This window comes from Arthrobacter sp. AOP36-A1-22 (genome assembly GCF_052377615.1).
In the GTDB taxonomy this organism is placed as follows: domain Bacteria; phylum Actinomycetota; class Actinomycetes; order Actinomycetales; family Micrococcaceae; genus Arthrobacter_H.
On sequence record NZ_JBQSWX010000020.1, the window covers coordinates 37718 to 63628 of the forward strand.

Sequence of the window (25911 nt, forward strand, 5' to 3'; positions counted from 1 at the left end):
GTCAAACCGGCACGCGGCGGATACCTCGGACATCCGACTACCGGGCTGTGAATAACTTCGTCTTCATTAATCCACAGTTGTGGACAACGAACAAGGCATTTGGGTGATTTCCCGCTACCGGCCATCGTCCTCGATCGCGCTCATGGTAGTTATCCGCAGCAATTCATTGGACTTGCGCGGCTGCTCGCCAATACTTCGCAGTTATCCACGGACTGTGAATAACGCTGTGGATGACGGCTAGAATCGAAACTCGTTGGTCGTCTTTCGCTTAGGGTGCGGGCCAGCGGAAACCTATCACCGGACCGGCCCACCTTGAAGGGGGAGATCGCAATGAGCACAGACGAATCCAACAGTGTCGGCAGCTCCTGGCGTCAAGTCGTTCGGATACTCGAACAAGACGATCGGGTCACCCCCCGCCAGCGCGGATTCGTGGTGCATGCCCGGCCGCTCGGCTTGATCGGCACCACCCTGCTGTTGGCCGTGCCCAATGAATTGACCCGCGAAGTTCTCCAAACCCAACTGAAGAATTCCCTCGACGCGGCACTACGCCAGGTCTTCCAGGATGACATCCTCTGTGCCTTCAGCATTGATGCCGATCTGGTCCCGGACACGGAGCCGGAGCCCAGCAAGCCCGAGCCGGCTCCGGTGGCCAAGGAACGGATGAGCGACCACCGTCCCCAACCTTCCCCGCCCTCGAATTCCCAGGAGTTCGGTCGCCTGAACCCCAAATACATCTTCGATACCTTCGTGATCGGCTCATCGAACCGCTTCGCCCACGCCGCCGCCGTGGCGGTCGCTGAAGCACCCGCCAAGGCATATAACCCGCTGTTCATATATGGGGATTCCGGGTTGGGCAAGACCCACTTGCTCCACGCCATCGGCCACTACGCCCGACATCTGTACAACGGCATCAGGGTCAGATATGTGAACTCCGAAGAGTTCACCAACGACTTCATCAACTCCATCCGCGACGACGAGGGCGCCAGCTTCAAGCAGACGTACCGCAACGTCGATATCCTCCTGATCGACGACATCCAGTTCCTGGCGAACAAGGATGCGACACAGGAGGAGTTCTTCCACACATTCAACGCGTTGCACAACCACAATAAGCAAGTCGTCATCACCTCGGATCTACCGCCGAAACAACTGGCGGGTTTTGAAGACCGGATGCGCTCGCGTTTCGAATGGGGACTGTTGACCGACATCCAGCCCCCTGAGTTGGAAACCAGGATCGCTATCCTGCGCAAAAAGGCCACCGCAGAGGGACTTTCGGCGCCGGACGATGTCATGGAGTACATCGCCTCGAAGATTTCAACGAACATCCGCGAGCTCGAAGGCGCCCTGATCCGCGTGACGGCTTTTGCCTCCTTGAACAACCAGACCGTGGACCTGACATTGGCCGAGCAAGTACTCAAGGACCTGATCACGGACGAGGGAGCCCAGGAGATCACGCCGGCCGCGATCATCGCCCAGACCGCTGACTACTTCAATCTCAGCATCGAGGAACTCAACAGCAAATCCAGGACACGCACCCTGGTGACCGCGCGACAGATCGCGATGTATCTACTGCGTGAGCTCACCGACATGTCGCTTCCAAAAATCGGGGCGGAACTCGGAGGGCGTGACCATACGACCGTGATCCACGCGGACCGCAAGATCAGGGAACTCATGGCAGAGCGCAGGGCGATCTTCAATCAGGTGACCGAACTGACCAACCGCATCAAGCAACAACAGCGCGAGGGCTAGGAAGCCCGAGTTTCCAGCGATATGAACGCTTGTGGATAAGTCTGTGGATAATTAAGTGGACGACTAGGTTCTTCTGCGGATAACTACAGGATTCCTGTGGACCCCCGAAATACCAATAGTTTTTATCCACCGGCCCGTTGGACTTCACACGATGGGAACCCACAAGTTGTGAACAGCCTTAAAGCCCGAGACGAACACGCGGGACATGGTTATCCACAGTATCCACAAGGGTTATTAACACTACTAATCCCTCTTTCTAGAAGAATCCAGATAACAAGTTCCCGTTCCCGACCACTCTGGCCTGCTGAGCACAGATCCCACCGGGGCAGTATGCCCACGTTGATGACTCGGGCTAAGCTTGCACCGGAAAGTTGTCACCAAAAGCTGTGAAAGGCGGATCACTACGTGAAGTTCAGTGTTGAAAGGGACGTTCTGGCAGATGCCGTGTCCTGGACCGCCCGTTCGCTGTCACAGCGGCCTCCCTCGCCGGTCCTCTCGGGGATCCTCATCAATGCGGGAGACTCGGTGGTCTCCTTCGCCGGTTTCGATTACGAAATTTCTGCTCATTTGGAGATCGCGGCGGAAGTCTCCACTCCCGGCACCATTCTTGTTTCAGGCAAACTGCTGGCTGAGATCTGCCGAAGCCTGCCCCAGTCGACCGTCACCATCGAAACGGAAGGCTCCAAGGTCACCGTCACTTGTGGCCGTAGCCGTTTCCACCTGGCGACCATGCCCGTGGCCGACTACCCCGAACTACCGGTCCTGCCGGAAATCGCCGGTGTCGTGGACGGGGCAGCCTTCTCCGAGGCCATCGCCCAAGTCATCGTCGCCGCCTCAAAGGACGACACACTGCCGATCCTCACGGGTGTGAAGATGGAGATCGAGGATGACCTGATCACTTTCCTGGCCACCGACCGTTACCGTCTGGCCATGCGTGAGGTTCATTGGAAGCCCACAACTCCCGGCATCTCAACCTCGGCCCTGGTGAAGGCCAAGACGCTCAACGAAGTCGCCAAGACCCTTGGCGGTGCCGGGGAGTTGCAGATCGCCCTCGGAGAGAACAGCGACCTCATTGGTTTCGAAAGCGGTAGCCGACGCACGACTTCACTCCTGGTCGACGGCGATTACCCGAAGATCAGGTCGTTGTTCCCGGAGAACACCCCCATCCATGCGACGGTCCGCACCCACGAGTTGGTTGAAGCAGTGCGTCGCGTCGCCGTCGTTGCAGAACGGAATACACCCGTTCGACTGGCCTTCACCGATTCCCAGCTGGCCCTTGATGCCGGTACGGGCGAAGACGCACAGGCCGAAGAAGCCATCGAGGCCCAGCTTGAAGGCGAAGAGATCACGGTGGCGTTCAATCCCGCGTACCTGAGCGAGGGCTTGAATGCCTTCAACACGGAGTTCGTTCGGTTCTCGTTCACCACCGCCCCCAAACCGGCGATGATGACCGCCCAAAAGGCACTCGACGGAAACGACGAGGACGACTACCGCTACCTGGTCATGCCGGTACGACTTCCAAACTAAGGCCAATCCACCGACCGGGGATTCCACTATCGAGGAGGATGCCATGCACATCGGAATGATCGGCTTGGGCAAGATGGGCTACAACATGCGGGCCCGCCTTCGCCAGGGTGGAATCGACGTCACTGGGTACGATCGGAACCCCGACGTGACCGATGTCGGATCCGTCGATGAACTACTGGCCCTGCTGCCGGATCGTAAAGTCCTGTGGATCATGGTTCCCTCAGGGGCCGTCACCGATGCGGTTGTCTCGGAGCTCGCGGGAAAACTGGGGGAGGACGATCTGGTCGTTGACGGCGGAAACACCCGATTCAGCGACGACATCCGCCATGGCACCGACCTGGCCAAAAGCGGCATACGCTTTGTGGATTGCGGCGTTTCAGGTGGCGTCTGGGGCCTGGAGAACGGCTACGGGCTCATGGCCGGCGGTGCTCCGGAGGACATCGAGGAACTTCTTCCGCTCTTTGATGCGTTGAGGCCGGAGGGAACCAGATCCGAGAGTTTCGTCCACGTCGGCGACATCGGCGCTGGGCATTACGCGAAAATGGTCCACAACGGCATTGAATACGGCATCATGCAGGCTTACGCCGAAGGCTATGAGCTCCTTGCCGCGAAGGAGATCATCAAAGACGTCCCCGGAACGTTCGGTGCCTGGCAGCAAGGAACGGTCATCCGTTCGTGGTTGCTGGATCTGCTGGTCAAGGCCTTGAAGGAAGACCCGGAACTCAAGGACATCGCCGGCTATGTAGAGGATTCAGGAGAAGGCCGTTGGACCGTTGAAGAGGCCATCGCCAATGCGGTTCCTGCCCCCGCCATTACGGCTTCGGTCTTTGCCCGGTTTGCCTCGCGGCAAGAAGATGCACCGGCAATGAAGATGGTTGCCGCCCTGCGGAACCAGTTCGGCGGACACGCGGTGCGCCGGCCGGGCGAATAAGCGGGACATCAGCAGTTGTACGTTTCTCATGTTTCCCTGACCGACTTCCGTTCCTATCGCCAAATCGACCTCGAACTCGCTCCGGGCACGACGGTCTTCGCTGGTCCCAATGGCGTGGGGAAGACCAATATTGCCGAAGCCTTGGGCTATTTGGCTTCGTTGTCCTCACACCGGGTGTCCAATGATGCTCCCTTGATTCATTTCGATGCCGACCAGGCTCTGGTTCGGGCCCGGATCCATCGGGGGGAGCAGGCGGTGGGGCTTGAACTGGAAATCACGGCGGGGAAGACCAATCGGGCGAGAATCAACCGGGCCAACCCCGTCAGGGCCCGCGAGATCCTGGGCATAGTGAGAACCGTGCTGTTCGCGCCCGAAGACCTGGCATTGGTCAAGGGGGATCCCTCGGAACGCCGGCGCTATCTCGATGATGTCCTGGTTGCCTTGCAGCCCCATCAAGCCGCCACGAGGTCCGACTACGAACGCGTCCTTAAACAACGCAATGCCCTGCTGAAATCGGCCCGTTCGTCTGGACGATTGTCCACCTCCCATGAAGCCACGCTTGCCGTGTGGGATCAGCATCTGGCATCGGCCGGGGCAAAACTGTTGCGCGGTCGGTTGGATGTCGTGGCCACCATCGAAGGACATATTTCGGATGCCTATGCGGGGCTGACGGACGGCTCGAAACCCGCCACGGTTATTTATACGTCCACGGTTGGTGGTGTCCTCCCCGCCGAAGACAACAACGGGGAGCAACCGCTGGCCGCCGGGGAACGCAGCCCGCTGGCCGAGCTCGATCTGGAGGAGCTCCACGAGGCCTTCCTGGCGTCCTTGGGGTCCCAGCGCAAGAAGGAACTCGAACGGGGACTGACTCTGGTTGGACCACATCGGGATGATCTGGTTCTCGGTCTTGGACAGGCGCCGGCCAAGGGATATGCCTCCCATGGTGAAACGTGGTCCCTCGCCCTGTCGCTTCGATTGGCGGTCTACCGTGCCCTGTGTGAAGACGACGCGCGACCCGGTGCGAAGCCGATCCTCATCCTTGATGACGTGTTCGCCGAGCTCGACCTTTCACGGCGACAAAAATTGGCGGCGGTGGTCGCCGACGCCGAACAGGTCATCGTGACGGCCGCGGTCGTCGGCGACGTCCCGGATGAGTTGGGTGGGCGGGTGCTGACCGTGGGTCCAGGAACGGTATCGGCATGAGCCCGGCCGATAAGACCCCCGGGGAAGGGCCGGCGGAATTCGATGCTGCCCGGACCATGTTGAATCGCATGCGTCAGAATGCCGTGGCCCGGGGAGAAGTCAGGATAGATGCAGCCAGGGCCCGGCGGGCAGGAGAACGTAGCGCGCAGGCCCGGGAGATGCGGCGCCGTTCACCCACTGGTGTCTCCTACGAGGACGGCCGGGATCCACAGGGCATCGGGACGGTGTTCGGACGAATGGTCCGTGATAGGGGGTGGACATCCCCGGTGGCCGTTGGATCGGTGATGTCCCGGTGGACCGAATTGGTGGGACCGCAAATCAATGCCCACTGCACGCCGGAAAGCTTCGAGGACACGACCGTCGTGGTCAGATGTGATTCGACTGCGTGGGCGACCCAGGTCCGGCTCCTGAGCCACAGCCTGCTCAAGACCTTCGACGAGAAGCTTGGGCCCGGAGTGGTCACCGTCATCCAAGTCCTTGGCCCTTCGGCCCCCAGCTGGAAAAAGGGGATGCGCCGGGTTGCTGGCCGTGGGCCCCGGGACACCTACGGATAGCTGCGGATCATCCAGGAAGAAGCTTTTCGGTCATGGAAGACCGACCGCCCCCGGAAGTTACCGACAGGGAACCGGCTACAGAGGCACTGGGAGCCCCATCGGCACATAGGGCCTCACTCAAGGGCACTGGAGAGGCTTCTAGGCCGGTTTTTTTGCCAATGAGAGGCAATTGGGGGCTGATTTACCCCACCACGGCTGAGAAACACGGTAGAATTGTAGTTACGGTGCCCGCCCGTCCACGGTCAGGGCGCCGGTTCATGGATGCCCGATCTACCGGATCGGCGTCCTCCGAGAACGCACAAGGAGTCTGCACCGCCTGTGGATACTGAGAACACCACCCCCGAGGACGAGAATTCCACAGCACCACAGGAGCCGATAGCGGCCCAGGAACCCGGTCCGGCCGTAGAACCGGAATCAGTAGTGGAGCAGGAACCACACGAGAATTCCCACCGGGTCGAACACGCTTACGGAGCCAGCGACATCACGGTCCTGGAAGGCCTGGAGGCCGTTCGTAAACGGCCCGGCATGTACATCGGCTCGACGGGGCCGCGCGGCTTGCATCACCTGGTCTATGAGGTGGTCGACAACTCCGTCGACGAAGCTCTGGCTGGATACTGCGACACCATCAAGGTGGCCCTGCAGGAGGACGGCGGTGTCCGGGTCGAAGACAACGGACGTGGCATCCCCGTGGACATGCACCCGACCGAAGGACGGCCGACCGTCGAGGTCGTCATGACCATTCTGCACGCCGGTGGCAAGTTCGGTGGAGGCGGCTATGCCGTTTCCGGCGGTCTGCACGGGGTGGGTGTCTCGGTCGTCAATGCCCTTTCCAGCCGCGTCGACGCCGAGATTCATCGGCAGGGCAACGTCTACCGGATGTCATTCGCTGATGGCGGGAAGCCCCAGGGCGAACTGGTCAAGGGCGAGGAAACCGAAAAGACCGGAACGACGATCACGTTCTATCCGGATGCGGGGATCTTCGATACCACCGAGTTCGACTTCGAGACCATCCGCATACGTTTCCAGCAGATGGCCTTCTTGAATAAGGGTCTGCGTATTTCCCTGACCGATGAGCGCACGCTCGATGATTCGGCCGATGAGATCGCCGAGGACGACACTGAGGAACGGGCCCACGAGGCCGAGGAACCCAAGCACCGGTTCGTCGACTACTGCTACCAAAACGGGTTGCTCGACTATGTGGAGTACCTCAACACGTCGAAGAAGGCCGACCTCGTCCACCCTGACGTCATCGCCTTCGAAAGCGAAGACACGGAACGGATGATTTCCGTTGAGGTCGCGATGCAGTGGACGACCGCCTATTCGGAATCCGTCCATACCTACGCCAACACGATCAACACCCATGAGGGCGGAACGCACGAAGAGGGCTTCCGGGCGGCGATGACCTCGCTGATCAACCGCTACGCCAAGGAAAAAGGCATCCTCAAGGACAAGGATGACAACCTCACCGGTGACGACATCCGGGAAGGCCTCACGGCGGTGATCTCCATCAAGCTGGGAGAACCGCAGTTCGAGGGCCAGACCAAGACCAAGCTGGGCAACTCCATGGCCAAGGGGTTCGTCCAGGGTGTGGTCAACGACGAACTTGGAGACTGGCTCGAGCGCAACCCCTCGACGGCCAAGGACATCATCAGGAAGTCCCTTTTTGCCGCCCAGGCCCGTATGGCGGCTCGGAAGGCCCGGGACAATGCCCGTCGCAAATCCCCGCTGGAGTCATTCGGGATGCCGGGCAAGCTCTCGGATTGCTCCTCGAAGAACCCCTCCGAGTGCGAGGTCTACATCGTGGAGGGTGATTCCGCCGGTGGTTCGGCCAAACGCGGTCGTGATCCCCGGACCCAGGCCATCCTGCCGTTGCGCGGGAAGATCCTGAACGTGGAGCGTGCACGCCTGGACCGGGCCTTGGGAAATGCCGAGGTCCAATCGATGATCACGGCCTTCGGAACGGGCATCGGCGAGGAATTCGATATGGCCAAGCTCCGGTACCACAAGATCGTGTTGATGGCCGATGCCGATGTGGACGGCCAGCACATCACCACGCTGCTGCTGACCCTGGTCTTCCGGTACATGCGTCCGCTGATCGAAAATGGCTACGTGTACTTGGCGCAGCCACCGCTGTACCGGATCAAGTGGTCCAACTCGGCTCATGAATACGTCTTCTCGGATGCCGAGCGGGATGCCTCCCTGACCGCTGGTGCGGCGGCCAATAAGCGCCTCCCCAAGGACAACGCCATCCAACGCTATAAGGGCCTGGGCGAAATGGACTACTCCGAGCTCTGGGACACCACCATGGACCCGGACCACCGGACCCTGCGTCAGATCACCATGGAAGACGCCGCCGCAGCGGATCAGATCTTCGCGGTGCTCATGGGCGAGGACGTTGAATCCCGCCGTAACTTCATCCAGCAGAACGCCAAGGACGTGCGCTTCCTCGATATCTGAGGAAACCGTCCCCACGTTCCGACGCAGCTTTGAATAGAGGAAGAAACCGATGAGCGACGAGACGCCAGAAAACCCCCACGACCCGGAGCACGAGGACGTCGTGCAGCCGGACCAGCCCCTGGCCGCGGCCACCATCGACAGGGTCGAACCCATCGACCTGCAGACCGAGATGCAACGGTCGTATCTCGACTACGCGATGGCCGTGATCGTCGGCCGTGCCCTGCCCGACGTCAGGGATGGGCTCAAGCCGGTCCACCGCCGCGTCCTGTACGCGATGTTCGACGGCGGCTACCGCCCGGAACGGTCCTACAACAAGTGCGCGCGTGTGGTCGGCGAGGTCATGGGTCAGTACCATCCCCACGGTGACACCGCGATCTACGATGCCCTGGTCCGGCTTATCCAGGACTGGACCTTGCGCTACCCGTTGGCCCTGGGACAGGGGAACTTCGGCTCCCCGGGCAATGATGGTGCCGCGGCCCCGAGGTACACGGAAACCAAGATGGCTCCCCTGGCCATGGAGATGGTTCGCGAAATCGACGAGGAGACCGTCGACTTCCAGGACAACTACGACGGGAAGAACCAGGAGCCGACGATTCTGCCGGCACGGTTCCCGAACCTGTTGGTCAACGGCTCCTCCGGCATTGCCGTCGGAATGGCCACCAACATCCCTCCGCATAACCTGCGTGAAGTGGCCGCCGGTGCGCAGTGGTACCTGCAGAATCCGGAGGCGACGAAGGAAGAGCTGCTTGAAGCCTTGATGCAACACATCAAGGGACCGGACTTCCCCACCGGGGCACTCATCCTGGGCCGCCGCGGTATCGAGGATGCCTATAGGACCGGACGTGGCTCGGTGACCATGCGTGCCGTGGTCAATGTCGAGGAGCTGCAGGGGCGGACCTGCCTGGTCATCACCGAATTGCCGTACCAGGCCAACCCGGACAACCTTTCCATCAAGATCGCCGAGCTCGTCAGGGACGGCAAGATGGGTGGCATCGCAGATCTCCGTGACGAGACGTCCGGCAGGACCGGCCAGCGTCTGGTGATCGTCCTCAAACGTGATGCCGTCGCCAAGGTGGTGTTGAACAACCTCTATAAGCACACGGAGCTGCAGGGGAACTTCTCGGCAAACATGCTGGCCATCGTGGACGGCGTACCGCGTACCTTGTCCTTGGATGCCTTCATCCGTCACTGGGTCAACCACCAGATCGATGTCATCGTCCGGCGAACACAGTTCCGGCTGCGCAAGGCCGAAGAGCAGGCCCATATTTTGCGGGGACTTCTCAAGGCGCTGGACGCCTTGGACGAGGTCATTGCCCTCATCCGCCGGTCTCCGACCGTCGAGGACGCGCGTAACGGCCTGAAGGACCTGCTCGATATCGACGACCTCCAAGCCCAGGCCATTCTGGACATGCAGCTGCGTCGACTAGCAGCCCTGGAGCGCCAGAAGATCCAGGACCAGCACGCGAAGCTGGAGGCCGAGATCACCGAATACAAGATCATTCTGGCCGATCCGGTGCGTCAGCGCGAGATCATTTCCGAGGAGCTCGACGGAATCGTCCAGCGCCACGGGGATGACCGTCGTACGCAGATCGTCGCCGGCTATGACGGTGACATGTCGATGGAAGACCTCATCCCCGAAGAGGAAATGGTGGTCACCATCACCCGCGGCGGCTACATCAAGCGGACCCGAAGCGACAACTACCGCTCGCAAAACCGTGGTGGCAAGGGGATCCGGGGCGCCCAGTTGCGTGGGGACGACGTGGTCGAGCACTTCTTCGTCACCACCACGCACAACTGGCTGCTTTTCTTCACCAACCACGGGCGCGTGTACCGGGCGAAGTGCTACGAGCTGGCCGAGGGCGGTCGCGATGCCAAGGGCCAGCACGTGGCGAACGTGATGGCTTTCCAACCGGATGAGCATATTGCCCAGGTCCTGGACCTGCGCGATTACGAGCAGTCGCCCTATCTGGTGTTGGCAACCCGCCGGGGACTGGTGAAGAAGAGTCGACTGACCGACTACGACACGAACCGTTCCGCCGGGGTGATCGCCGTGAACCTGCGGGAAGGCGACGAGCTGGTGTCGGCGCAGCTGATCTCGGAAACCGATGATCTGATGCTCGTTTCACGCCACGGACAGTCCGTGCGGTTCACAGCCACCGACGAAGCGTTGCGTCCGATGGGCAGGAACACGTCGGGAGTCACCGGCATGAAGTTCCGTGATGACGACGTCTTGCTGACCGCGGGCGTCGTGGGAGAAGACTCCTATGTCTTCACCGTCACGGAGGGAGGCTACGCCAAGCGGACCTCTGTGCAGGAATACCGTGTGCAGACGCGGGGCGGCATCGGCATCAAGGTGGCTAAGTTGGCCGACGAACGCGGAGTCCTGGCCGGGGCCCTCATCGTCGAGGAAACCGACGAAGTGCTCGTGGTCATGCAGCGCGGGAAGGTCGTCAGGTCCAAGGTCACGCAGGTGCCGGCCAAGGGACGCGACACCATGGGGGTCATCTTCGCGAAGCCGGATAAGAAGGACCGGATCATCGCAGTGGCCAAGAATGCTGAGCGTGGGCTGGGAGTCGATGAGGACGAGGATGAAGTACCGTTGGATCCTGAAGATTCTCAGCAGAGGGCACCGGTAGTGGACGGGGCACCGGCCGATGGTGAAACCGGCTCCGTTGCCGCGGAGTCCGTGGAAGCCACCCAGGCTGCTGATGAGACCGAAATCGACGGAGGTAATGCGTGAGCACCCCGAACAACCCGCGCCCAGCGGCGCCGCGGCAAAAGCCCGGCGGACAGCAGGGACGCCCGACCGCTCCCACGCAACGACCTGCCTCCGGTGGCCAGCGTCCTTCGGGCCAGTCAGCCGCAGGCAGGAGCCCCGCCCAGAAGAAGGGGACCCAGCAGCTCGTGCGGCCGGCGCCCAAAGCGAAGGTCCGTAAGGCCCGACTGCTCATCAGCAAGGTCGATCCCTGGTCGATCCTGAAGATGGCGTTCTTGTTGTCGGTGGCGTTGGGGATCGTCACCGTCGTGGCGGCCGTCGTACTGTGGACCGTCCTGGATCTGACCGGCATCTTTGATCGAGTGAACGATCTTCTCGGGGAGGTGATCGGTTCGGAGTCAGGATTCGACCTCAAGGAGCTAGTTTCCCTGGGCCAGGTTGCCTCCTTCGCGACCATCATCGCCGTTGTGAACGTGGTGCTGCTCACGGCCATGTCGATGCTCGCTGCCGTGCTTTATAACATTTCCTCCACCCTGGTCGGTGGAATCGGGGTCACCCTCACCGACGACTGATCGGGTACTGATCGGCTTCCGCGGCGTCGTGTCCACCACGCCGCGGAAGCCGATTTGTTTTCCCGGCGACCGGTCCGGTAAAGTCATATCTCGTCCTGAAGGGACAATGAGGGCGTATAGCTCAGGCGGTTAGAGCGCTTCGCTGATAACGAAGAGGTCCCAGGTTCAAGTCCTGGTACGCCCACGGAATCCCTCCATCTTCCAGGAACTGTGGAGAATGCATGCGGAAATTATTGGTCGCAGTCGTGGCCGCCGCCTCCGTGGTCGTCTACCGTAGATGGAAGGCCTCCGAATCGGAGAAATCCGTGTGGAAGGCATCGACGGATCAACTCGATTGATTCCCGTCACGGGGGTATGGCGCAATTGGTAGCGCACCTGCTTTGCAAGCAGGGGGTTAGGGGTTCGAGTCCCCTTACCTCCACCCAAAGTGTCTTACGGGAACACGCGACATCGAAAGATGTTGTGTGTTCCCGTTTCGCTTCCTTGCCTTCGTCGCCGCCCTGGTGCGCTTCGCGGAAGATCGTCGCGAAAGGTTCGGCCAGCGTGGGACGGAGCTGTTCGTCGTCGGTGATGTCGAGGCGCGTGTAGAACGCTTGGTTCGCGAGTCGCCTGTCAGCGTCTCCGGAGCGCGTGTAGGCACGGTGCGCGTCGGTGAGCAGCCGTAGCGAGTCGTGGAGGAAGGCGCGCCCGCCGGTGTGGTGCTCGCTGTGTTCAGCGAGTCGGCGGTTCACATCGGCGAGGCCCGCGCGGATGCGGTCTTGGTGCCTTTTCAACGTGTCGAGGTCGATGGCGTCGGCGAAGTGCGCGGCGAGGAGCTTGTCGGACTCGGATTCCAACCTGGCTCGGTTCGCCGTCAGATCGGCAAGTTTCTGGTCTTGGCTGGTGTTGCGCTTGTCGAATGCCGCATCAACGTCGGCCGCGATTCGTTGGTAGGTGGTGTCACTAATCGTGATGCTCGCGTAGGAGTCCGCGACGAGACGTTCCGCGACCGCGACGGGAACCGCGCGTCTGGTACAGGTCGTCTTCTTCGCAGCGCGGCCGGAGCAGATGAAGTAGGCGTAGGTGACACCGCGTGGGTTGGTGGCGAAGTCGAGCAGCATCCGCGACCCACAGGTGCCGCAGTGCAGCAGGCCCTTGAGGTGGTGGGCGTGCTGGACGTGCCGGGTCATCTTCGCCGTCCGCGCCCGGAGCAGCGACTGCACCTTGTCGAACAGCGCAGGCTCCACGATGGGATCATGCGCGCCCGGATGCAGCGCACCTTTGTAGCGGATCACTCCCGCGTAGTACGGGTTCGTCAGGAGCTTGTAGAGCGTGTTCTTCCCCAACGGCTTCGACGGACGCTTCGGCGTCGGCACCGTGAGTAGCCCCCGTGCGGTGAGGTCGCGGAGGAGGCCGGTGACGGAGGTCTCGCCTTCGGCGTAGTGCTCGAACGCCCAGGTGATGAGCGGTGCTCGTTCGGGATCGACCTCGACCGTGCGAACCTCCCGCCCGTTGTCGTCCGTCTTGCGGACGTTCAAATAGCCGATGGGGGCGCGCATCGGGGTGCCGCCCTGGGCGACCTTCTGGGTGAGGCCCTTGGTGACTTCGGTGGCGAGGTTGCGGCTGTAGAACTCCGCAATACTCGACATGATGCCGTGCACGAGCATCCCCGACGGCGTCTGATCGATGCTCTCGGTCGCCGACACCAGGGTGACGCCTGCGCCTATGAGTGCTTCGTGGATTTTCACATCGTCCGAACGGTTGCGGGCGAGCCGGTCGAGCTTGTGGACGATGCAGAACGTGATCCGGGTGGCGGCGATGAACGCCAACATCTCCTGCAACCCATCCCGATCCGCAGACCTCGCAGACTCCCCGGCATCCACGAACTCCCGCACAACCCGCGCGCCCAGTTCGTTGGCCTTCCTCGCGTTGGCCTCTCGCTGCGCGGGGATCGAGAACCCCTCCTCGGTTCCGCCCCGCTCAGCCTGCTCACGGGTCGAGACGCGGAGATAGGACACAGCCAGCAGCACCGGCCGATCGTCCGCTTGCGCGTTGGTCGGGATGACTGTGGGAGCGGTGGTGGTCATGCGGTGCTCTTTCGTCGGTGCAACAGCTCGGGTTCTTCATGCTCTTCTACTCTGCCGCGCGCATCTGACATCAGGCTCAGATTCGCAGGCATCGGGAGGTCGTAAGGGTCAGGTTCCCCGGCCCGGTAAGCCTCCCAACGCGCCTGGGTGATGTTCAGCACCCACTCCACGAGCTTCCCCATGTCGGGTTCGGCACGGCGGATCGTGCGGAGACGGAGCTGCCCCGGATCGCTCCCCGCCCCTGCCCCGAGCGCAGCCCGGCTTTGCGCCGCGTGTGGTGGGCGCTCACGGGTCGGGGCTGGGGTCAGGCCACTCACCACCAATCTCATACAAAAGCAGATACGCCAGAACCAAGGTAGCACACTCCTCGCGTAACGGCCATTGTTTGAGATGAAGTGGTGGTTCCACTACGATCAGAGGCATGAGTCAAGACGTGGAGGACATGCCGCTGCTGGTCCCCGAAGACCTGCCAGCAGGCTGGGTGATGCCTGATCCTCCCGTGATCGCCTCTTCTGCCGACTCGGTAGCCATCGATGCCGCGCTCAAGTACGACAAGCGGACATACCCCACGCCGGGGTCGGACGGGAACCTGAGCGGGTATAACGATGGTCGCGACGGTCGCTGGTTCCTCATCGAGCACACCCAGTCCCGTACCCGCGTGCTGCTACGCCTGCAACGCCAATACCTCATGCACCAAGAGCCAATGGGTGAAGTGCGGATCACGGGGATCGTCTACCTGCCCGAGCTGGCGGGCGACCCGGTGGCCAGCCCGATCCTTCGGAACTTGCCGACCTCCCGGATTGAGGCGGCGATCAACCGCCGCCAGTTCACCGTCACCGGAGCCACCCGCTTCGAGGGCGGCACACTCACCATGCCCTCGGGTCGCATTCTCCACTCCTCAGAGGTCATGCAGCCGTTGGGGAACCCGAAGCGGATCGCGGACTTCTACGAAGTCGTCGCCCTCCAACACACCCGCCTCGTAGACGACGGGGAGACAAACCCGACCGCGAAGATGGCAGAAATCAGCCGCGTACCCCTCTCCACCGCACAAGGCTGGGTCGCCCGCGCCCGCTCGAAGGGGTTGCTCCCGCCTGGACGACGCGGACGCGCGGGATAGTTGGACGAAACGCAGAGCATGACCTTTGATTTCGTGAGAGAAGCGACGGCGGCAGACCGTGGGCTGCTCGCGCGGGCGACGCTCGACAACCTGAACTGGAACGGCCCGCGTTTCACCATGCGTGAGGTCGAGGACACCCCGCAGTTCCGCCACTACTACGACGAGTGGCCAAGAGATGAGGACTTCGGCCTCGTCTCTGAGGACGCCGACAGAATGGTCGTCGCAGTGGTCTGGCTACGTTACTTCACCGCCCAAGACCCCGGCTACGGATTCGTCGCGGACACCATCCCGGAGCTGAGCATCTGGGTCAGCGCCGCGCATCGAGGCCAAGGCATTGGTGGACTGCTCCTGCATCGAATCTCCGAGACAGCTCGATCCCGTGGCGTCGCGGCGATCAGCCTCTCCGTCGAGGACGGCAACCCCGCCGCGAGACTCTACGCCCGGCACGGCTTCCGACCTGCCCCGAACGGTGTGCCGGGCTGCCTGCTCATGGAACTCTGACGCAAGCTTTTCGCCACCTACCGGCGGGCTTCGCAGTCAGTCAATGACGGCGGCAACCGCTTCGATCTCGACCAGCTGGTCGTCGTAGCCCAACACCGTCACGCCCATCAACGTGCTCGGCACGTCGTGTTCTCCGAAGGCATCGCGCACGACCTCCCAGGCCGTAACAAGATTGCTCTGCGAAGAAGATGCGACCAGCACGCGAGTGCTGATGACATCCTGGATCGTCGCGCCAGAAGCGGCGAGAGCACGCTTCATCGTTTCGATACATGCGGCAGCCTGGCCCGCGTAATCGCCGACCGCGACGGTGGTACCGTGCTCGTCAAGCGGGCACGATCCGGCGAGGAAGATCAACCGAGAGTCCTTCGGTGCTGTGGCCGCATACGCGTACTCGGCGACGTCTGAGAGGTCGGAAGCGAGGATCAACTGAACGGAACTCGGCATGCCCCTCATTCTCTCAGGACAGTCGCCGCCGTCATGTCCGCGCCACCTGACCCCGTGCCGCCGACCTTGCCGAGCACGCTCCGCACGCGCCACCTATGTACCCCGCCTTCCACCCCAGCACCCATTCTCTCGCCCCAATCTCAGAATGAACGTATCCTAAGTGCCGTAGTTGCTGATACGCTAGATGCCCAATGAGGCGGCGGAAGGGCGGTGGTCGGGATGCATGGCGGCGTGATCCCGTTCCGGGGCACCGGGGCTGATGCGCTGCGCTATGTCGAGTCCGACCGCTCCCGCGCCGACGACTACTACCTCGGCGCGGAGACGACCGTCGCGCAGTTCGCGGCGCTCGACGGATCGGGCGCGGTGACCGCTGAGCTGGCCCTTGACCCTGCCGCGTATGCGGGGTGGGTGGACTGGGTGAACCCGCTCACGGGTGAGTCGATGGGAAGACCTCGGGGTGCGGGGTCGGATCGCAAGGCGTCGCCCCGGTTCATGGAGATGGTCATCAACACGCCCAAGTCGCTGTCGATCGCCGCCGCTCTGCACCCGGAGGTCTCCGACGCTCTCGATGCCGCCCAGCAGGACGCTTTGGCGGAGATTCGGCGCTGGCTCGCCCTCCACTCCGTGACTCGCGTGGGGTCGCTGGGGGCGCAGGAGGTCGTGCCCGTCGAGCAGATGCACGTCGTCGGCATCACCCACAGAACGAGCAGAGCGGGTGATCCGCACCGGCACATTCACATGCAGATCGGCACAAGGGTATGGGCGGCCGGGAAATGGCGGGGCCTGTTCACCGCCGCGCTGTTCAAGCAGCAGAGCGCGATCCGCGCCCTGGGCACCGCGGTGATCGCCGCCAGCCCCGAACTGCATGCTGTGCTTGACCGGCACGGCCTGACTCTCGACCCCGTGACCGGCGAGGTGGCCCAGTTGCAGCCGTTCAACGCGCTCATGTCGAAGCGCGGCAAGCAAGTAGGCGAGAACCTCGAACGCCTCGAAACCGAATGGGATCACGCGCACCCCGGCGAAAGCATGGGGCCGGTCGTCGCCACCCGGCTGCAAGCCGAAGCATGGGCCTACCAGCGGCCTGCGAAGAAACCCACCTCCCTCGCCGAGGAAACCGGCTGGGTGACGGAGCTGCGCGAGGCCGGATACGACCCCGCAACATTGCAACGGCCAGCGCCGCGCGCATCGGTGCGATTGGACGAGTTGAGTGTGCAGGAGGTTGCATCCCGCGCGCTGGATCGTTGCGCCGCTTCCAGTTCCGCGTGGACGGCGCACACGGTGACTGAGCACGCGGCGCGGATCATGACCCAGTACGGCGTGCAAGCATCTCCTGCCGAGATACGAGAGTTCATCACGGCGGCGTCGCGGTTGGCGTTGGAGGATTGCTTCTCGATCCTCCCACCGGACAAGCCTGCGCTGGAGCATGTGGCGCATCTGACGAGCGTGCGCGTCATGCAAGCCGAAACCGAACTGCGCGACCTCCTCACCGCCCGCATACCCAAGATCGAGCCGGCAGTGCCGGACGTGCGCCAGTTGGCGCAGGCCGCCGGCCTCGACGTCGGGCAGACGGAAGCGGCAGCAGCACTCGCATCGGCTGATCCGCTGGTGGTCGTGGAAGGGGCAGCGGGCAGTGGGAAGACGACCATGCTTGCCACGGCCATCCAAGCTGCCGAGCGGGAAAGTCGAGCAACGCGGGTGGTTGCGCCGACGAAGAAGGCCGCCGACGTCGCACACCAGACGCTCGGGGTTCCTGCGGATTCGGTGGCGGCGCTCGTCCACGCGCATGGCTACCGCTGGAACGCCGATGGCGTATGGACACGCCTGGAACCCGGCGACACCGATCCTGAGACCGGACGCACCTATACCGGCCCACCCGATGCGGCATGCCTCCGAGCGGGTGAGCGGATTGTCGTGGACGAGGCGGGCATGCTCGACCAGGACAGTGCCATCGCCCTGTTCACCGTTGCCGCCGAGTCGGGCGCGACGGTTGCGCTTGTGGGTGACCGGGCGCAACTGCCAGCCGTCGGCAGAGGCGGGGTGCTCGATATGGCCGCGCAGATTCGCGGCCGCACCATCGACATGGCCGAAGTCCACCGCTTCACCGATCCCGCCTACGCCGAACTGTCGGTGCGGTTGCGGGAACGGAACGATCCCGGCAAGGTCTTCGACCAACTTGCCGCGCTCGGCCTGATCCGCCTACACGCCGACGCCGAGCACCTGCACGAGCACATCGCCCGCAACCGGAAGGATGGGGAGGCGGTCACGGTCGCCACCAACGACGAAGCCGCCCGCCTGAACGAGCACATCCGCGACCAACGCGCAGGTGCTGGGGCCGTGGACGACGCCGCGCCTATGACAGGCAGCGACGGCCTCCCCATTAGTTGCGGTGATCTGATCCAGACGCGGAAGAACGACACCATCCTGGGGGTCGCGAACCGGCAACTGTGGATCGTGCAGCACGTCGAGGTTGACGGCACCGTGTGGGCGGCCGAAGGAAGCAGTGACCGCAAACGCGAGCACTCCGTGCGCCTGCCTGCCGCGTATGTCGCCGGGCATGCGCATCTTGCTTATGCTTCGACCGCGTACGGGGTGCAGGGCGTCACCGCCAAGGGGTCGCACACGATCCTTAGCGACGCGATGAGCGGAGCCGCCGTGTACGTCGGCATGACCCGAGGCACCAGCGAGAACCAGCTACACATCATCGCCGAGAGTCTGCCCGCCGCGCGTGAGCAGTTCATTGACGCACTCGAACGCGACCGCGCAGACCGAGGACTCCCCCACGCCACACAGCAAGCAGCAGAAGCCGTGCGCGGTCTCGTGGATGACGGCCCCGCGAAACTCGTCAGCACCGAAGTAGTTGCGCTGATTCGACGTGCCGAACAAGCCGAGGCTCGAGCGGCACAGTGGCAGCAAGCCGCCGAAGCCCTGGACGACCTATACACGCGGCAGCGCGCCGAACGCGACCATGTAGTCCAGGCGAACAAGGAAGCTAAGCAGCAGGTTGAACTCGTACGTTCTGAGGTCGCCGAGCCGCTGACCGCGCAGGCACGGGAAGCGTTCACCAATTGGCAAGCCGCCGATGCCGCTGAGAAGACCGCCCACGAGAAGGCGTGGATCGTGGGGAGGCTCAAGAAGCGTCGCGCGACTGCCGAACACGACGCCGCGCGAGGTGTCGCCCGAGACGTGGAGCGGGTGCTCAAGAGAGCGTGGGGTGATCTGCCCCGATGGAACGAGGGGGAGAATGCGTGGGTCGAGCGCGTCACCCGTCCCCGGATCGATGCCGACCCGCGCGTGATCGAAGCCGAGCAACAGCACGCGACCGCTGCGCAGGCGTTGCATGCCGCGCTGGAACCGAACCCGTGGCCCAGCCTGGGCGTCTACGCCCGCATCTTCGGAGAAGAGACCGTGCGGCAGAACCCCGGCGCGTACGTCAACGCGCGCCCCGCACGCCTGGTCGAAGACGCGACCCGCACCGCTCAGCACGCCCGTGCCGAAGCAGATGCGCTTTGCACGCTGACCCCGGCCGAGGCGGTCGAACGGATTAGGCAGACTCGTGCATCGGAGGAGGCTAAGCGCGAGGCTGCCCGCATGCTTGCCGAGCGCGAGCGCCAACTACGCGCCTCCCGATTTGCCTCCACCGATCCACGCCGTGGTGGGCCAAGCCTGGGCCGGTGAGCCGAGCCGTGGCATGAGTGTTCTTATACTTCTGGGGCGCTTCCGCAGGCGATTATCAACCCCGAGTAATCCGTTCGCAACGCTGATCTCCCGGTCTCGGGGGCTAACTACCGACCGGATGCAGCCGTCGGCGCGCGCCGCGAGCAAGGACGGCGCGACCAGCTCTCATTGTCATCGCGTGTTCGCGACGCTGGTGAGGGGGACGATGACAGGGGCTGTGAGTTCCGGGTCGTGAAGGATGCGTGCCTCGATGCCGAACACATCGCGGAGCAGTTCTCCTGTCATGACCTGCTGGGGGGTGCCGCGCGCGACGATCTGTCCCTGACTGACGACGATGAGCTCGTCGGCAAAGACGACCGCCTGGTTGAGATCGTGCAGCACCAGAACGATGGTGCGACCATCGTTCTGGTTCAGTCCTCGCACCAGTTCGAGGACTTCGAGCTGATGGGATACATCGAGGTACGTGGTCGGCTCGTCCAACAGCATGACGGGCGCTTGCTGCGCGAGCAGCATCGCGATCCACACTCGCTGGCGTTGTCCGCCCGAGAGCTCTGCAACGGGCCGATCAGCGAGCTCAGCGATACGGGTCGCTGCCATCGCGTGCTCGACCGCCCTGGTGTCCGCCTCCGTTAGCGTCCTCAGTGCACGTTGGTGGGGGAATCGTCCTCGCGTGACCAACTCTGACACGGTGATGCCGACGGGGGCCGTCGATGTCTGCGGGAGAATTCCGAGCCGCCGCGCAAACTCCTTAGGCGCGTAGCGTCGTACGTCGGTCTCATCAAGCAGAACCGCGCCGTCCGTGGGATTGATCAAGCGGGCGAGGGCCCTGAGAACGGTGGACTTGCCCGAGGCGTTCGGCCCAATGATGACCGTAACCTTGCCCTGCGGGATTTCGACGTTCAGGTCTCGGCAGATTTCACGTCGGTCGTACGCGAGGGTGAGTTGCGTGCCGCGCAGCCTCCCGCCAGTCGCTGAAGGGTTTTTTGGGTCGTAGGTTTTAGGGCGTCGAGTTGGAGTCGTCATCTGGTCTCGTTTCGATCTGGTCTGGTTGGCCGGGGATGCCCGTGATCGAATCGAGCAGTCCCTTGATAAGTGCGTGCGCCCCGAAGAGGAAGTGGCGTTCGGCGTCTTCGTGCTTGAGGACACGTGCAGTCGCGGACAACGCGGGAAAGCGCGGATCGTTGGCCATGCGTCGCAGGTCTCGGCGTCGACCTTCCCCGGCGTGCACGACGTCGGTGACCGCCAGCGAATGCTCAGCGACAGTCGCCAAGAGGATTGAGCTGTGGACCAGGGGGAGCCTGTAAGCCTCGGCAACAGAGCGCTGGTGCGCATCCATCGCGGCGACGAGGGCGGGAGAGATATCCGACGAGGTTCGCAGCAGGAATCCCGCGATGCCCGGGTTTTCGATCGCGAGCCGCCGCAGCGACGATGCAATGGCGAGCAGATGCTCCTCAAGCGGTTGCCCTTCGGGGGCGGGTGCCTCCCAAGAGGCGAAGATTGCTTCGGCGGTGATGATCTGAATATCCTCGATGCCGCTCGTGTGCTTGTAGAGCGATCGGATAGCTACCCCGAGTTCTTGCGCGACATCGGCCACGGTCACCTTGGGGAGGGTGAGCCGCCTTCCCGCGTCGGCAATCGCCTCGCGAGTGATCTTTCTGGGCCGCCCACGACGGGCAGGCGTGGGCTCGGATGTCATGTCGCCAATTCTTCCAGGGAAGGGTGGGGGCACGCCGGTGCCCCCACTCACCATGCGGTTATTGTTCCCCGAGCGCGGGCACGATGCTCCCTGCGATGACCTCGTCGATGACGTACGGGATCGACAGCGGTGAAGGATTGCGCAGCGCCGTGCTGGCCGACAGATCCATCGCGATAAATCCGCCGTTCTTGACCGCGTTGAGCTGTTGGAAAAGCGTTGAGCTCTCCCAGAACGTCTGGGTGTCGGCGCCGAAGAACCCGATCATGACGATGTCCGCGTCGAGCGCGGCAACGTTTTCCTCCGACACTCCTGCTGATCCGGATCCGTCGCCGAGGCCGGGGAGGGCTGCCGCTGTCTCGCTGAAGGTCATGCCGAACGCATTCATGATTTCGACGCTCGCATCGGCGGGATCGTTCATGACCTTGATCTGGTCGGGGGTGCCCAGTGAAAGCGTGTAATCGTGACCTTTGGTGATTGTGTATTCGGCCGCAGCTTCGACCATCTGTTCCTCGACTGCGGCGATCCGGTCGTTGACCTCTTCCAGTAGCCCCAGCGACTCACCGATGGCGCGTGTCTGATCGCGCCACGGGAGCTGTAGGTAGTTCGCGTCCGACGGGCCGAGGACGGGAGCGATCATCGCGAGTTGGTCGTAGTACTGGCCGAGCTGTGTGTAGGTGGTTGCGATGATCAGATCAGGGTCCAGAGCGGCGATCGCCTCGACATCGAGTTCGGCACCATTGGCACCGGTCGTTGTGGTGTCGATGATCTCGGGCGCCTCGTCGAGCTCGGGGGCAAGCCACGGGGCGATGCCGTCCGGGGTTGCGAAGAACTTCGCAATCGCGATCGGAGTGACTCCGAGGTCAACGGCCACATCGGTTTCCAACAGGCCGAGGGTGATCACGCGCTCGGGTGCCTTGTCAAGTTCGAGGGTCCCGTATGCGTGCTCGATCACGATGCTCGCGTCGCCAGAGGCCGAAGGGCCGGTGCCGTCCGGCTCGGCGTCGCTCGTTCCGGAGCAGCCCGCGAGTGCGAGTGTTGCCGTTGTGACGAGGGCCAGAGCCGTGATCGAGTGTCGGCGCGTTCGTTGCATGTGTGTTCCTTTGCGAATGGAGTAAGGTAAGGGCAACCTTAGTGTAATAAATCATGGAGTAGGAAATGAACAACGTGAGCAATGCGCTCTATGGTGGTCGCCATCAGAAAGTTCTTGACCATCCTGACCATCGCGCCGGTGTCAATCACGGGACGATGACGGTGACCGCAGTGGCTGAGATCGCCCCGTCGGTCGTCCGCGTCACAGCGACCCTCGACCACGATGGCGACGCAGAGCGCTGGCGTGTCACGAACCCAGCGATTCGGCTTGAGCTCCCTGACGTAAAAAGTGATGCCATGGTGTCGCGCGTCTACACGGTGCGCGACTATCGAGAATCATCTGCTGGGGTGCGCGAGCTAGACGTCGACATCGTGCGACACGAGGGAGACAGCCCGGTGATGAGGTGGCTCGCCGCCGCACAGCCGGGGATCGCCGTGCGAATCCTTGGCCCGCGTCCGCATTTCTGCCCGGCGATCGTTTCCGAGCGGCCTGCGTGGATGTTTGCTGACGAAACAGCCATTCCCGCCCTGGCAACTATCCTCCGCGACTGGGTCCAGCCGGGTGTGCGAGGAGAAGCCTGGGTCGAAACGCCTGATGAAGCTGTCTTCACTGAGCTTGAAGCACCGGAAGGCGTCGCCCTCCACTGGTTGCCGCGTCCTACGGATGAGCCGCCCGGAACCACCGGACGACTTGTCGCGGCTGCACTAGAAGCCAGTTCTGCCTTCGCCGAACCCGTGACCGTCTGGGCGGGCGGCGAGCATCAGGAGATGCGGCAGATTCGGGATCACTTCCGCCATGATCGCGGCATGGACCGAACCGAGGTCCAGGTTTTCGGCTACTGGCGTCGAAGTCGCACGAGCAGCCAGGTCGATGAAGCACGACTGCAGCGTTATGAGGAAGCGTTGAAGCACAGTTCCCGGATGGCGCCGCTCGATGACTTCGACGTCCAAGACTGAGCGAGGATCCCAGCCCCTCAGACGCTGGTCAACGGCGCTCATCACCATCGGGGTGCTTGGCGCAGCGATGGCATCCGGGCTGTTCATTGGAGGTCAGTCAACCAGCCCGTGGGTCGTCCTCGGGGTGATCAGAGGTGATGTCGACATCGTTGCTCAGGCCTTGGTCGTCGAGATCCGACTCCCCCGGACACTTGCTGCCGCGATCGCCGGTATAGGGCTCGGCCTCGCCGCATCGCTTCTACAGACCCTGACCCGCAACCCGGTGGCCGATGCCGGCCTCCTCGGCGCCAACGCCGGAGCGACGGTGATGATCGCGTTCGGCATCGCGACCGGTATGGCCGCGGACTTCGTCGCACAGAGCGCCTGGGCGCTGCTCGGCGCGCTCACCGCGACCATCCTCGTGAGCGCCGTCGGACTGAGCGGAAGGATCTACTCGGCCACGCGCCTTGTCCTGTTCGGTGTCGCACTGGGTGCGGTGCTCACCGGGATCACCACAGGCCTGATGCTCGCGGTACCCGAAGCCTTCGACAGCATGCGCAGTTGGCTCTCGGGGTCGATGGTCGGCGTTGCGATGCCATCGAATTTGACAGCGGCAATGCTCATCGGTCTGTCACTCATCGTAGCCCTCGCGGTCTCGCGTGCACTGGAGTTGACCCTCATGGGCGATGATGTCGCGCGTGCACTCGGGGCTCGCCTGCTGCCGACGCGGGCGACAACCGTGCTGGCTGTCGCGCTCGCCAGCGCCGCAGCGACTGCTTTAGTTGGACCGATCGGATTTGTCGGGCTCCTTGGCGCTCACCTCGCCGCGGCAACCGCACAACGACTCGCTCTCCCCGCAGCCTTGCGGCACCTCGTCGCCGCTGCTGGCGGGGGCGCGCTACTCGTCTTAGCAGACTTGGTCGGCCGAATCGCGTTCTGGCCTGGAGAGCTTCCCGCGGGCATCGTCGTGGCAGTCATCGGTTCGCCGTTCCTACTACTCATTATCCGCCGCAACCGGAGCCTCACATGACGAGACCGCATCCGCACCCCTCTGTGGCGATGCCGCGAAATGAAGCGTCGCGAGCCACATCCGAAGTCGTCTACCGACGCCGTCGTAGAACGGCTCTCTCGCTCGTTATCGTCGCGGCTGTCGGCGTCACCACGCTGGTACTTGCTGTGTCCGTCGGAAGCTACGCGATCCCGCTCGATCGGTTCTGGCAGGTGCTCACCGGTCAGGGGACGGGCTTCGATCACACTGTTGTCCTGGAATGGCGGATGCCGCGTGGCGTTACGGCCCTCGCCGTTGGTGCGTGCCTCGGCCTGAGCGGAGCCCTGCTGCAGACCGTCACGCGTAACCCTCTAGCCTCCCCCGATCTCATCGGCATTTCCGGGGGCGCATACACCGCCGTGCTGATCCTGCTGGTCTACGTTGGCTCGCAGTGGGAACTCGTCGCACCCGCTGCGCTCATCGGCGCCCTGATCGTTGCCGCAGTTCTCTTCTCCGTCTCCGGTGGACGCAGTACTCAGAGCGGCAGCAGGTTCCTTCTCGCTGGCGTCGCCCTCGCCGCATTGCTCGGCGGTATCAACAGCTGGATCATCCTGTCCGCCTCCCTTGAGTCTGCGATGACGGCAGCCACCTGGGGTGCAGGTTCTCTCGCAGCATCTACATGGCAGACCGTATTTCTCTCTACTGCGGCTCTCGCGGTCGGATCAGTGCTCAGCTCACTTGCCGTGCGGCGGATCAAGGTGCACACGCTCGGCGACGATCTCGCGACGAGCCTGGGTTCCGCACCTCGCACGCTGCGCATCCAGCTGATCGTGATCTCGGTGATGCTTGCGGCCATCGCGACCGCGCTGTGTGGACCAATCGGGTTGCTCCCGCTGGTTGCGCCACCGATCGCGCGTGCGCTCGTCCGTACCTCTGAGGCGCCCCTCGCGCTTTCGACGCTCGTCGCCGCAGTACTCCTCGCGATGGCCGATCTGCTGGCTCAGCACGCACTCCCGGGCGGACCACCCGCGGGTCTCGTCACCACCGTGCTCGGGGGGATCTATCTCATGTTCGTGCTTCTTCGACGGTGAAACTCCTAGGAGATCGCGGCAGATCGCTCCCGGCGGGCTGCCAGCAATGTCTATACAAGGTCGTCGGCTGCGACGCTTGCCGAAAGGGGCCAACGCCCGGGACAAACCATGCGGCACCAAGTACGTTCTCGAATGCACTGAGAGCTACTTGAGCGCCAAGATCAGCCTGGAAGTTGTTAGTCCTCTGCGGTTCTGTGACTCTCAACGCTGATCTGCGCTCACGCGGAGGCAAGAGTTCAATGCGGCTACCGAGTCTTCGCCCACACCGTGCCCCGGTGAATCCCGAACTGCTTCGCGATCGCCTTCACGCTCACCCCGCGCTCACGGGCTGTTCGCATAGCGTCCACTTCGCTGCCTGTGAGGCGTGTTCGAGGTCGTTTACTTGGTTCTGCCGAGGCCCCAATCAGTGAGTCGTCAACCTTGCCCGACTCGTCGCCGTCACCCCGAATCCTTTGATTCCATGCGGAAACGAGCTTCTGAACCCGTGGTCGCCTGTTCCCGCAGCGCCCAATTGCTTCCACATATTGAAGACAAGGTCCCGGGTCATCGACCCGGGACCTTGTCATTTGTGGACTCGCATCCCGAGGGCTTCTTCCCGGCAG

Annotated in this window: 20 protein-coding genes, 2 tRNA genes and 1 pseudogene; 18 read left to right on the plus strand and 5 right to left on the minus strand. The window is 63.0% G+C overall.

Translation table 11 applies throughout. The annotated features are described in order from the left end of the window. Window positions 1–330: 330 nt before the first annotated feature. The 12 genes from dnaA to ACT3S2_RS12065 all read left to right on the plus strand — a co-directional run bounded on the left by dnaA (window position 331) and on the right by ACT3S2_RS12065 (window position 12371). Entirely contained in the window at window positions 331–1746 is a 1416-nt protein-coding gene (dnaA, locus tag ACT3S2_RS12010) for a chromosomal replication initiator protein DnaA (protein WP_444554461.1), read from the plus strand. A gap of 405 nt (window positions 1747–2151) precedes the next feature. Continuing rightward, entirely contained in the window at window positions 2152–3273 is a 1122-nt protein-coding gene (gene dnaN / locus ACT3S2_RS12015) for a DNA polymerase III subunit beta (protein WP_444554462.1), read from the plus strand. A 43-nt stretch (window positions 3274–3316) separates the two neighbouring features. Further along, entirely contained in the window at window positions 3317–4204 is an 888-nt protein-coding gene (gnd, locus tag ACT3S2_RS12020) for a phosphogluconate dehydrogenase (NAD(+)-dependent, decarboxylating) (RefSeq protein WP_444554463.1), read from the plus strand. A 15-nt stretch (window positions 4205–4219) separates the two neighbouring features. Further along, window positions 4220–5407: a DNA replication/repair protein RecF gene (gene recF, locus ACT3S2_RS12025; RefSeq protein ID WP_444554464.1), complete on the plus strand. Its 1188-nt coding sequence runs from the start codon at window positions 4220–4222 to the stop codon at window positions 5405–5407. Beyond that, window positions 5404–5961, plus strand: coding sequence for a DUF721 domain-containing protein (locus ACT3S2_RS12030; RefSeq protein ID WP_444554465.1), 558 nt, complete (start codon window positions 5404–5406; stop codon window positions 5959–5961). The genes recF and ACT3S2_RS12030 overlap by 4 nt, the downstream gene beginning before the upstream one ends. 261 nt (window positions 5962–6222) lie before the next feature. Then, window positions 6223–8418: a DNA topoisomerase (ATP-hydrolyzing) subunit B gene (gyrB, locus tag ACT3S2_RS12035; RefSeq protein ID WP_444554466.1), complete on the plus strand. Its 2196-nt coding sequence runs from the start codon at window positions 6223–6225 to the stop codon at window positions 8416–8418. A 49-nt stretch (window positions 8419–8467) separates the two neighbouring features. Then, window positions 8468–11158, plus strand: coding sequence for a DNA gyrase subunit A (gene gyrA, locus ACT3S2_RS12040; protein ID WP_444554467.1), 2691 nt, complete (start codon window positions 8468–8470; stop codon window positions 11156–11158). Further along, window positions 11155–11706: a DUF3566 domain-containing protein gene (locus tag ACT3S2_RS12045; RefSeq protein WP_444554468.1), complete on the plus strand. Its 552-nt coding sequence runs from the start codon at window positions 11155–11157 to the stop codon at window positions 11704–11706. Before gyrA ends, ACT3S2_RS12045 begins: the two co-directional genes overlap by 4 nt. Window positions 11707–11816: 110 nt before the next feature. Continuing rightward, window positions 11817–11890 (plus strand) — tRNA-Ile (locus ACT3S2_RS12050). Between the two features lie 37 nt (window positions 11891–11927). Next, window positions 11928–12044, plus strand: coding sequence for a DLW-39 family protein (locus ACT3S2_RS12055; RefSeq protein ID WP_444554469.1), 117 nt, complete (start codon window positions 11928–11930; stop codon window positions 12042–12044). Window positions 12045–12054: 10 nt separating this feature from the next. Next, window positions 12055–12127: transfer RNA gene (locus ACT3S2_RS12060), tRNA-Ala, on the plus strand. Window positions 12128–12170: 43 nt separating this feature from the next. After that, on the plus strand, window positions 12171–12371 hold the full coding sequence (locus ACT3S2_RS12065; RefSeq protein WP_441356577.1) for a hypothetical protein: 201 nt from the start codon (window positions 12171–12173) through the stop codon (window positions 12369–12371). Between the two features lie 360 nt (window positions 12372–12731). Here ACT3S2_RS12065 and ACT3S2_RS12070 read toward each other — a convergent pair. Beyond that, window positions 12732–13772 (minus strand): annotated as a pseudogene (locus ACT3S2_RS12070) (recombinase family protein); the annotation flags it as partial. Window positions 13773–14193: 421 nt separating this feature from the next. Here ACT3S2_RS12070 and ACT3S2_RS12075 point away from each other — a divergent pair. Next, window positions 14194–14889, plus strand: a complete 696-nt coding sequence (locus ACT3S2_RS12075; protein WP_441356576.1) for a hypothetical protein — start codon at window positions 14194–14196, stop codon at window positions 14887–14889. Between the two features lie 18 nt (window positions 14890–14907). Then, complete coding sequence (locus ACT3S2_RS12080) at window positions 14908–15390, plus strand: GNAT family N-acetyltransferase (RefSeq protein WP_441442608.1); 483 nt, start codon at window positions 14908–14910, stop codon at window positions 15388–15390. Window positions 15391–15426: 36 nt separating this feature from the next. On the opposite strand, the gene ACT3S2_RS12085 is transcribed toward ACT3S2_RS12080, so the two are convergent. After that, window positions 15427–15834, minus strand: coding sequence for a RidA family protein (locus ACT3S2_RS12085; protein WP_444554470.1), 408 nt, complete (start codon window positions 15832–15834; stop codon window positions 15427–15429). Between the two features lie 219 nt (window positions 15835–16053). Here ACT3S2_RS12085 and mobF point away from each other — a divergent pair, with 219 nt between their 5' ends. Then, window positions 16054–19509: a MobF family relaxase gene (mobF, locus tag ACT3S2_RS12090; RefSeq protein ID WP_441442611.1), complete on the plus strand. Its 3456-nt coding sequence runs from the start codon at window positions 16054–16056 to the stop codon at window positions 19507–19509. 171 nt (window positions 19510–19680) lie between these two features. Here the strand turns inward: mobF and ACT3S2_RS12095 are convergent, their stop codons facing one another. Genes ACT3S2_RS12095 through ACT3S2_RS12105 form a run of 3 tightly spaced genes read right to left on the minus strand, consistent with a single transcriptional unit; the run spans window position 19681 to window position 22295 of the window. Next, window positions 19681–20532 carry an ABC transporter ATP-binding protein gene (locus tag ACT3S2_RS12095; protein WP_441356572.1) on the minus strand — a complete coding sequence of 284 codons (852 nt, stop codon included), beginning with the start codon at window positions 20530–20532 and terminating at the stop codon, window positions 19681–19683. Beyond that, window positions 20507–21205 carry a TetR/AcrR family transcriptional regulator gene (locus tag ACT3S2_RS12100; RefSeq protein WP_441356571.1) on the minus strand — a complete coding sequence of 233 codons (699 nt, stop codon included), beginning with the start codon at window positions 21203–21205 and terminating at the stop codon, window positions 20507–20509. The genes ACT3S2_RS12095 and ACT3S2_RS12100 overlap by 26 nt, the downstream gene beginning before the upstream one ends. Window positions 21206–21263: 58 nt before the next feature. Then, window positions 21264–22295: an ABC transporter substrate-binding protein gene (locus ACT3S2_RS12105; protein WP_444554471.1), complete on the minus strand. Its 1032-nt coding sequence runs from the start codon at window positions 22293–22295 to the stop codon at window positions 21264–21266. A 65-nt stretch (window positions 22296–22360) separates the two neighbouring features. Between ACT3S2_RS12105 and ACT3S2_RS12110 the strand changes: the two genes are divergently transcribed. Genes ACT3S2_RS12110 through ACT3S2_RS12120 form a run of 3 tightly spaced genes read left to right on the plus strand, consistent with a single transcriptional unit; the run spans window position 22361 to window position 25309 of the window. Beyond that, a complete protein-coding gene (locus tag ACT3S2_RS12110) occupies window positions 22361–23251 on the plus strand; it encodes a siderophore-interacting protein (RefSeq protein ID WP_441442605.1) in 891 nt (296 codons plus the stop codon). Continuing rightward, window positions 23229–24260, plus strand: a complete 1032-nt coding sequence (locus ACT3S2_RS12115; protein ID WP_441442604.1) for a FecCD family ABC transporter permease — start codon at window positions 23229–23231, stop codon at window positions 24258–24260. Before ACT3S2_RS12110 ends, ACT3S2_RS12115 begins: the two co-directional genes overlap by 23 nt. Before the next feature lie 29 nt (window positions 24261–24289). Further along, window positions 24290–25309, plus strand: a complete 1020-nt coding sequence (locus tag ACT3S2_RS12120; protein ID WP_441839907.1) for a FecCD family ABC transporter permease — start codon at window positions 24290–24292, stop codon at window positions 25307–25309. Window positions 25310–25911: the final 602 nt, after the last annotated feature.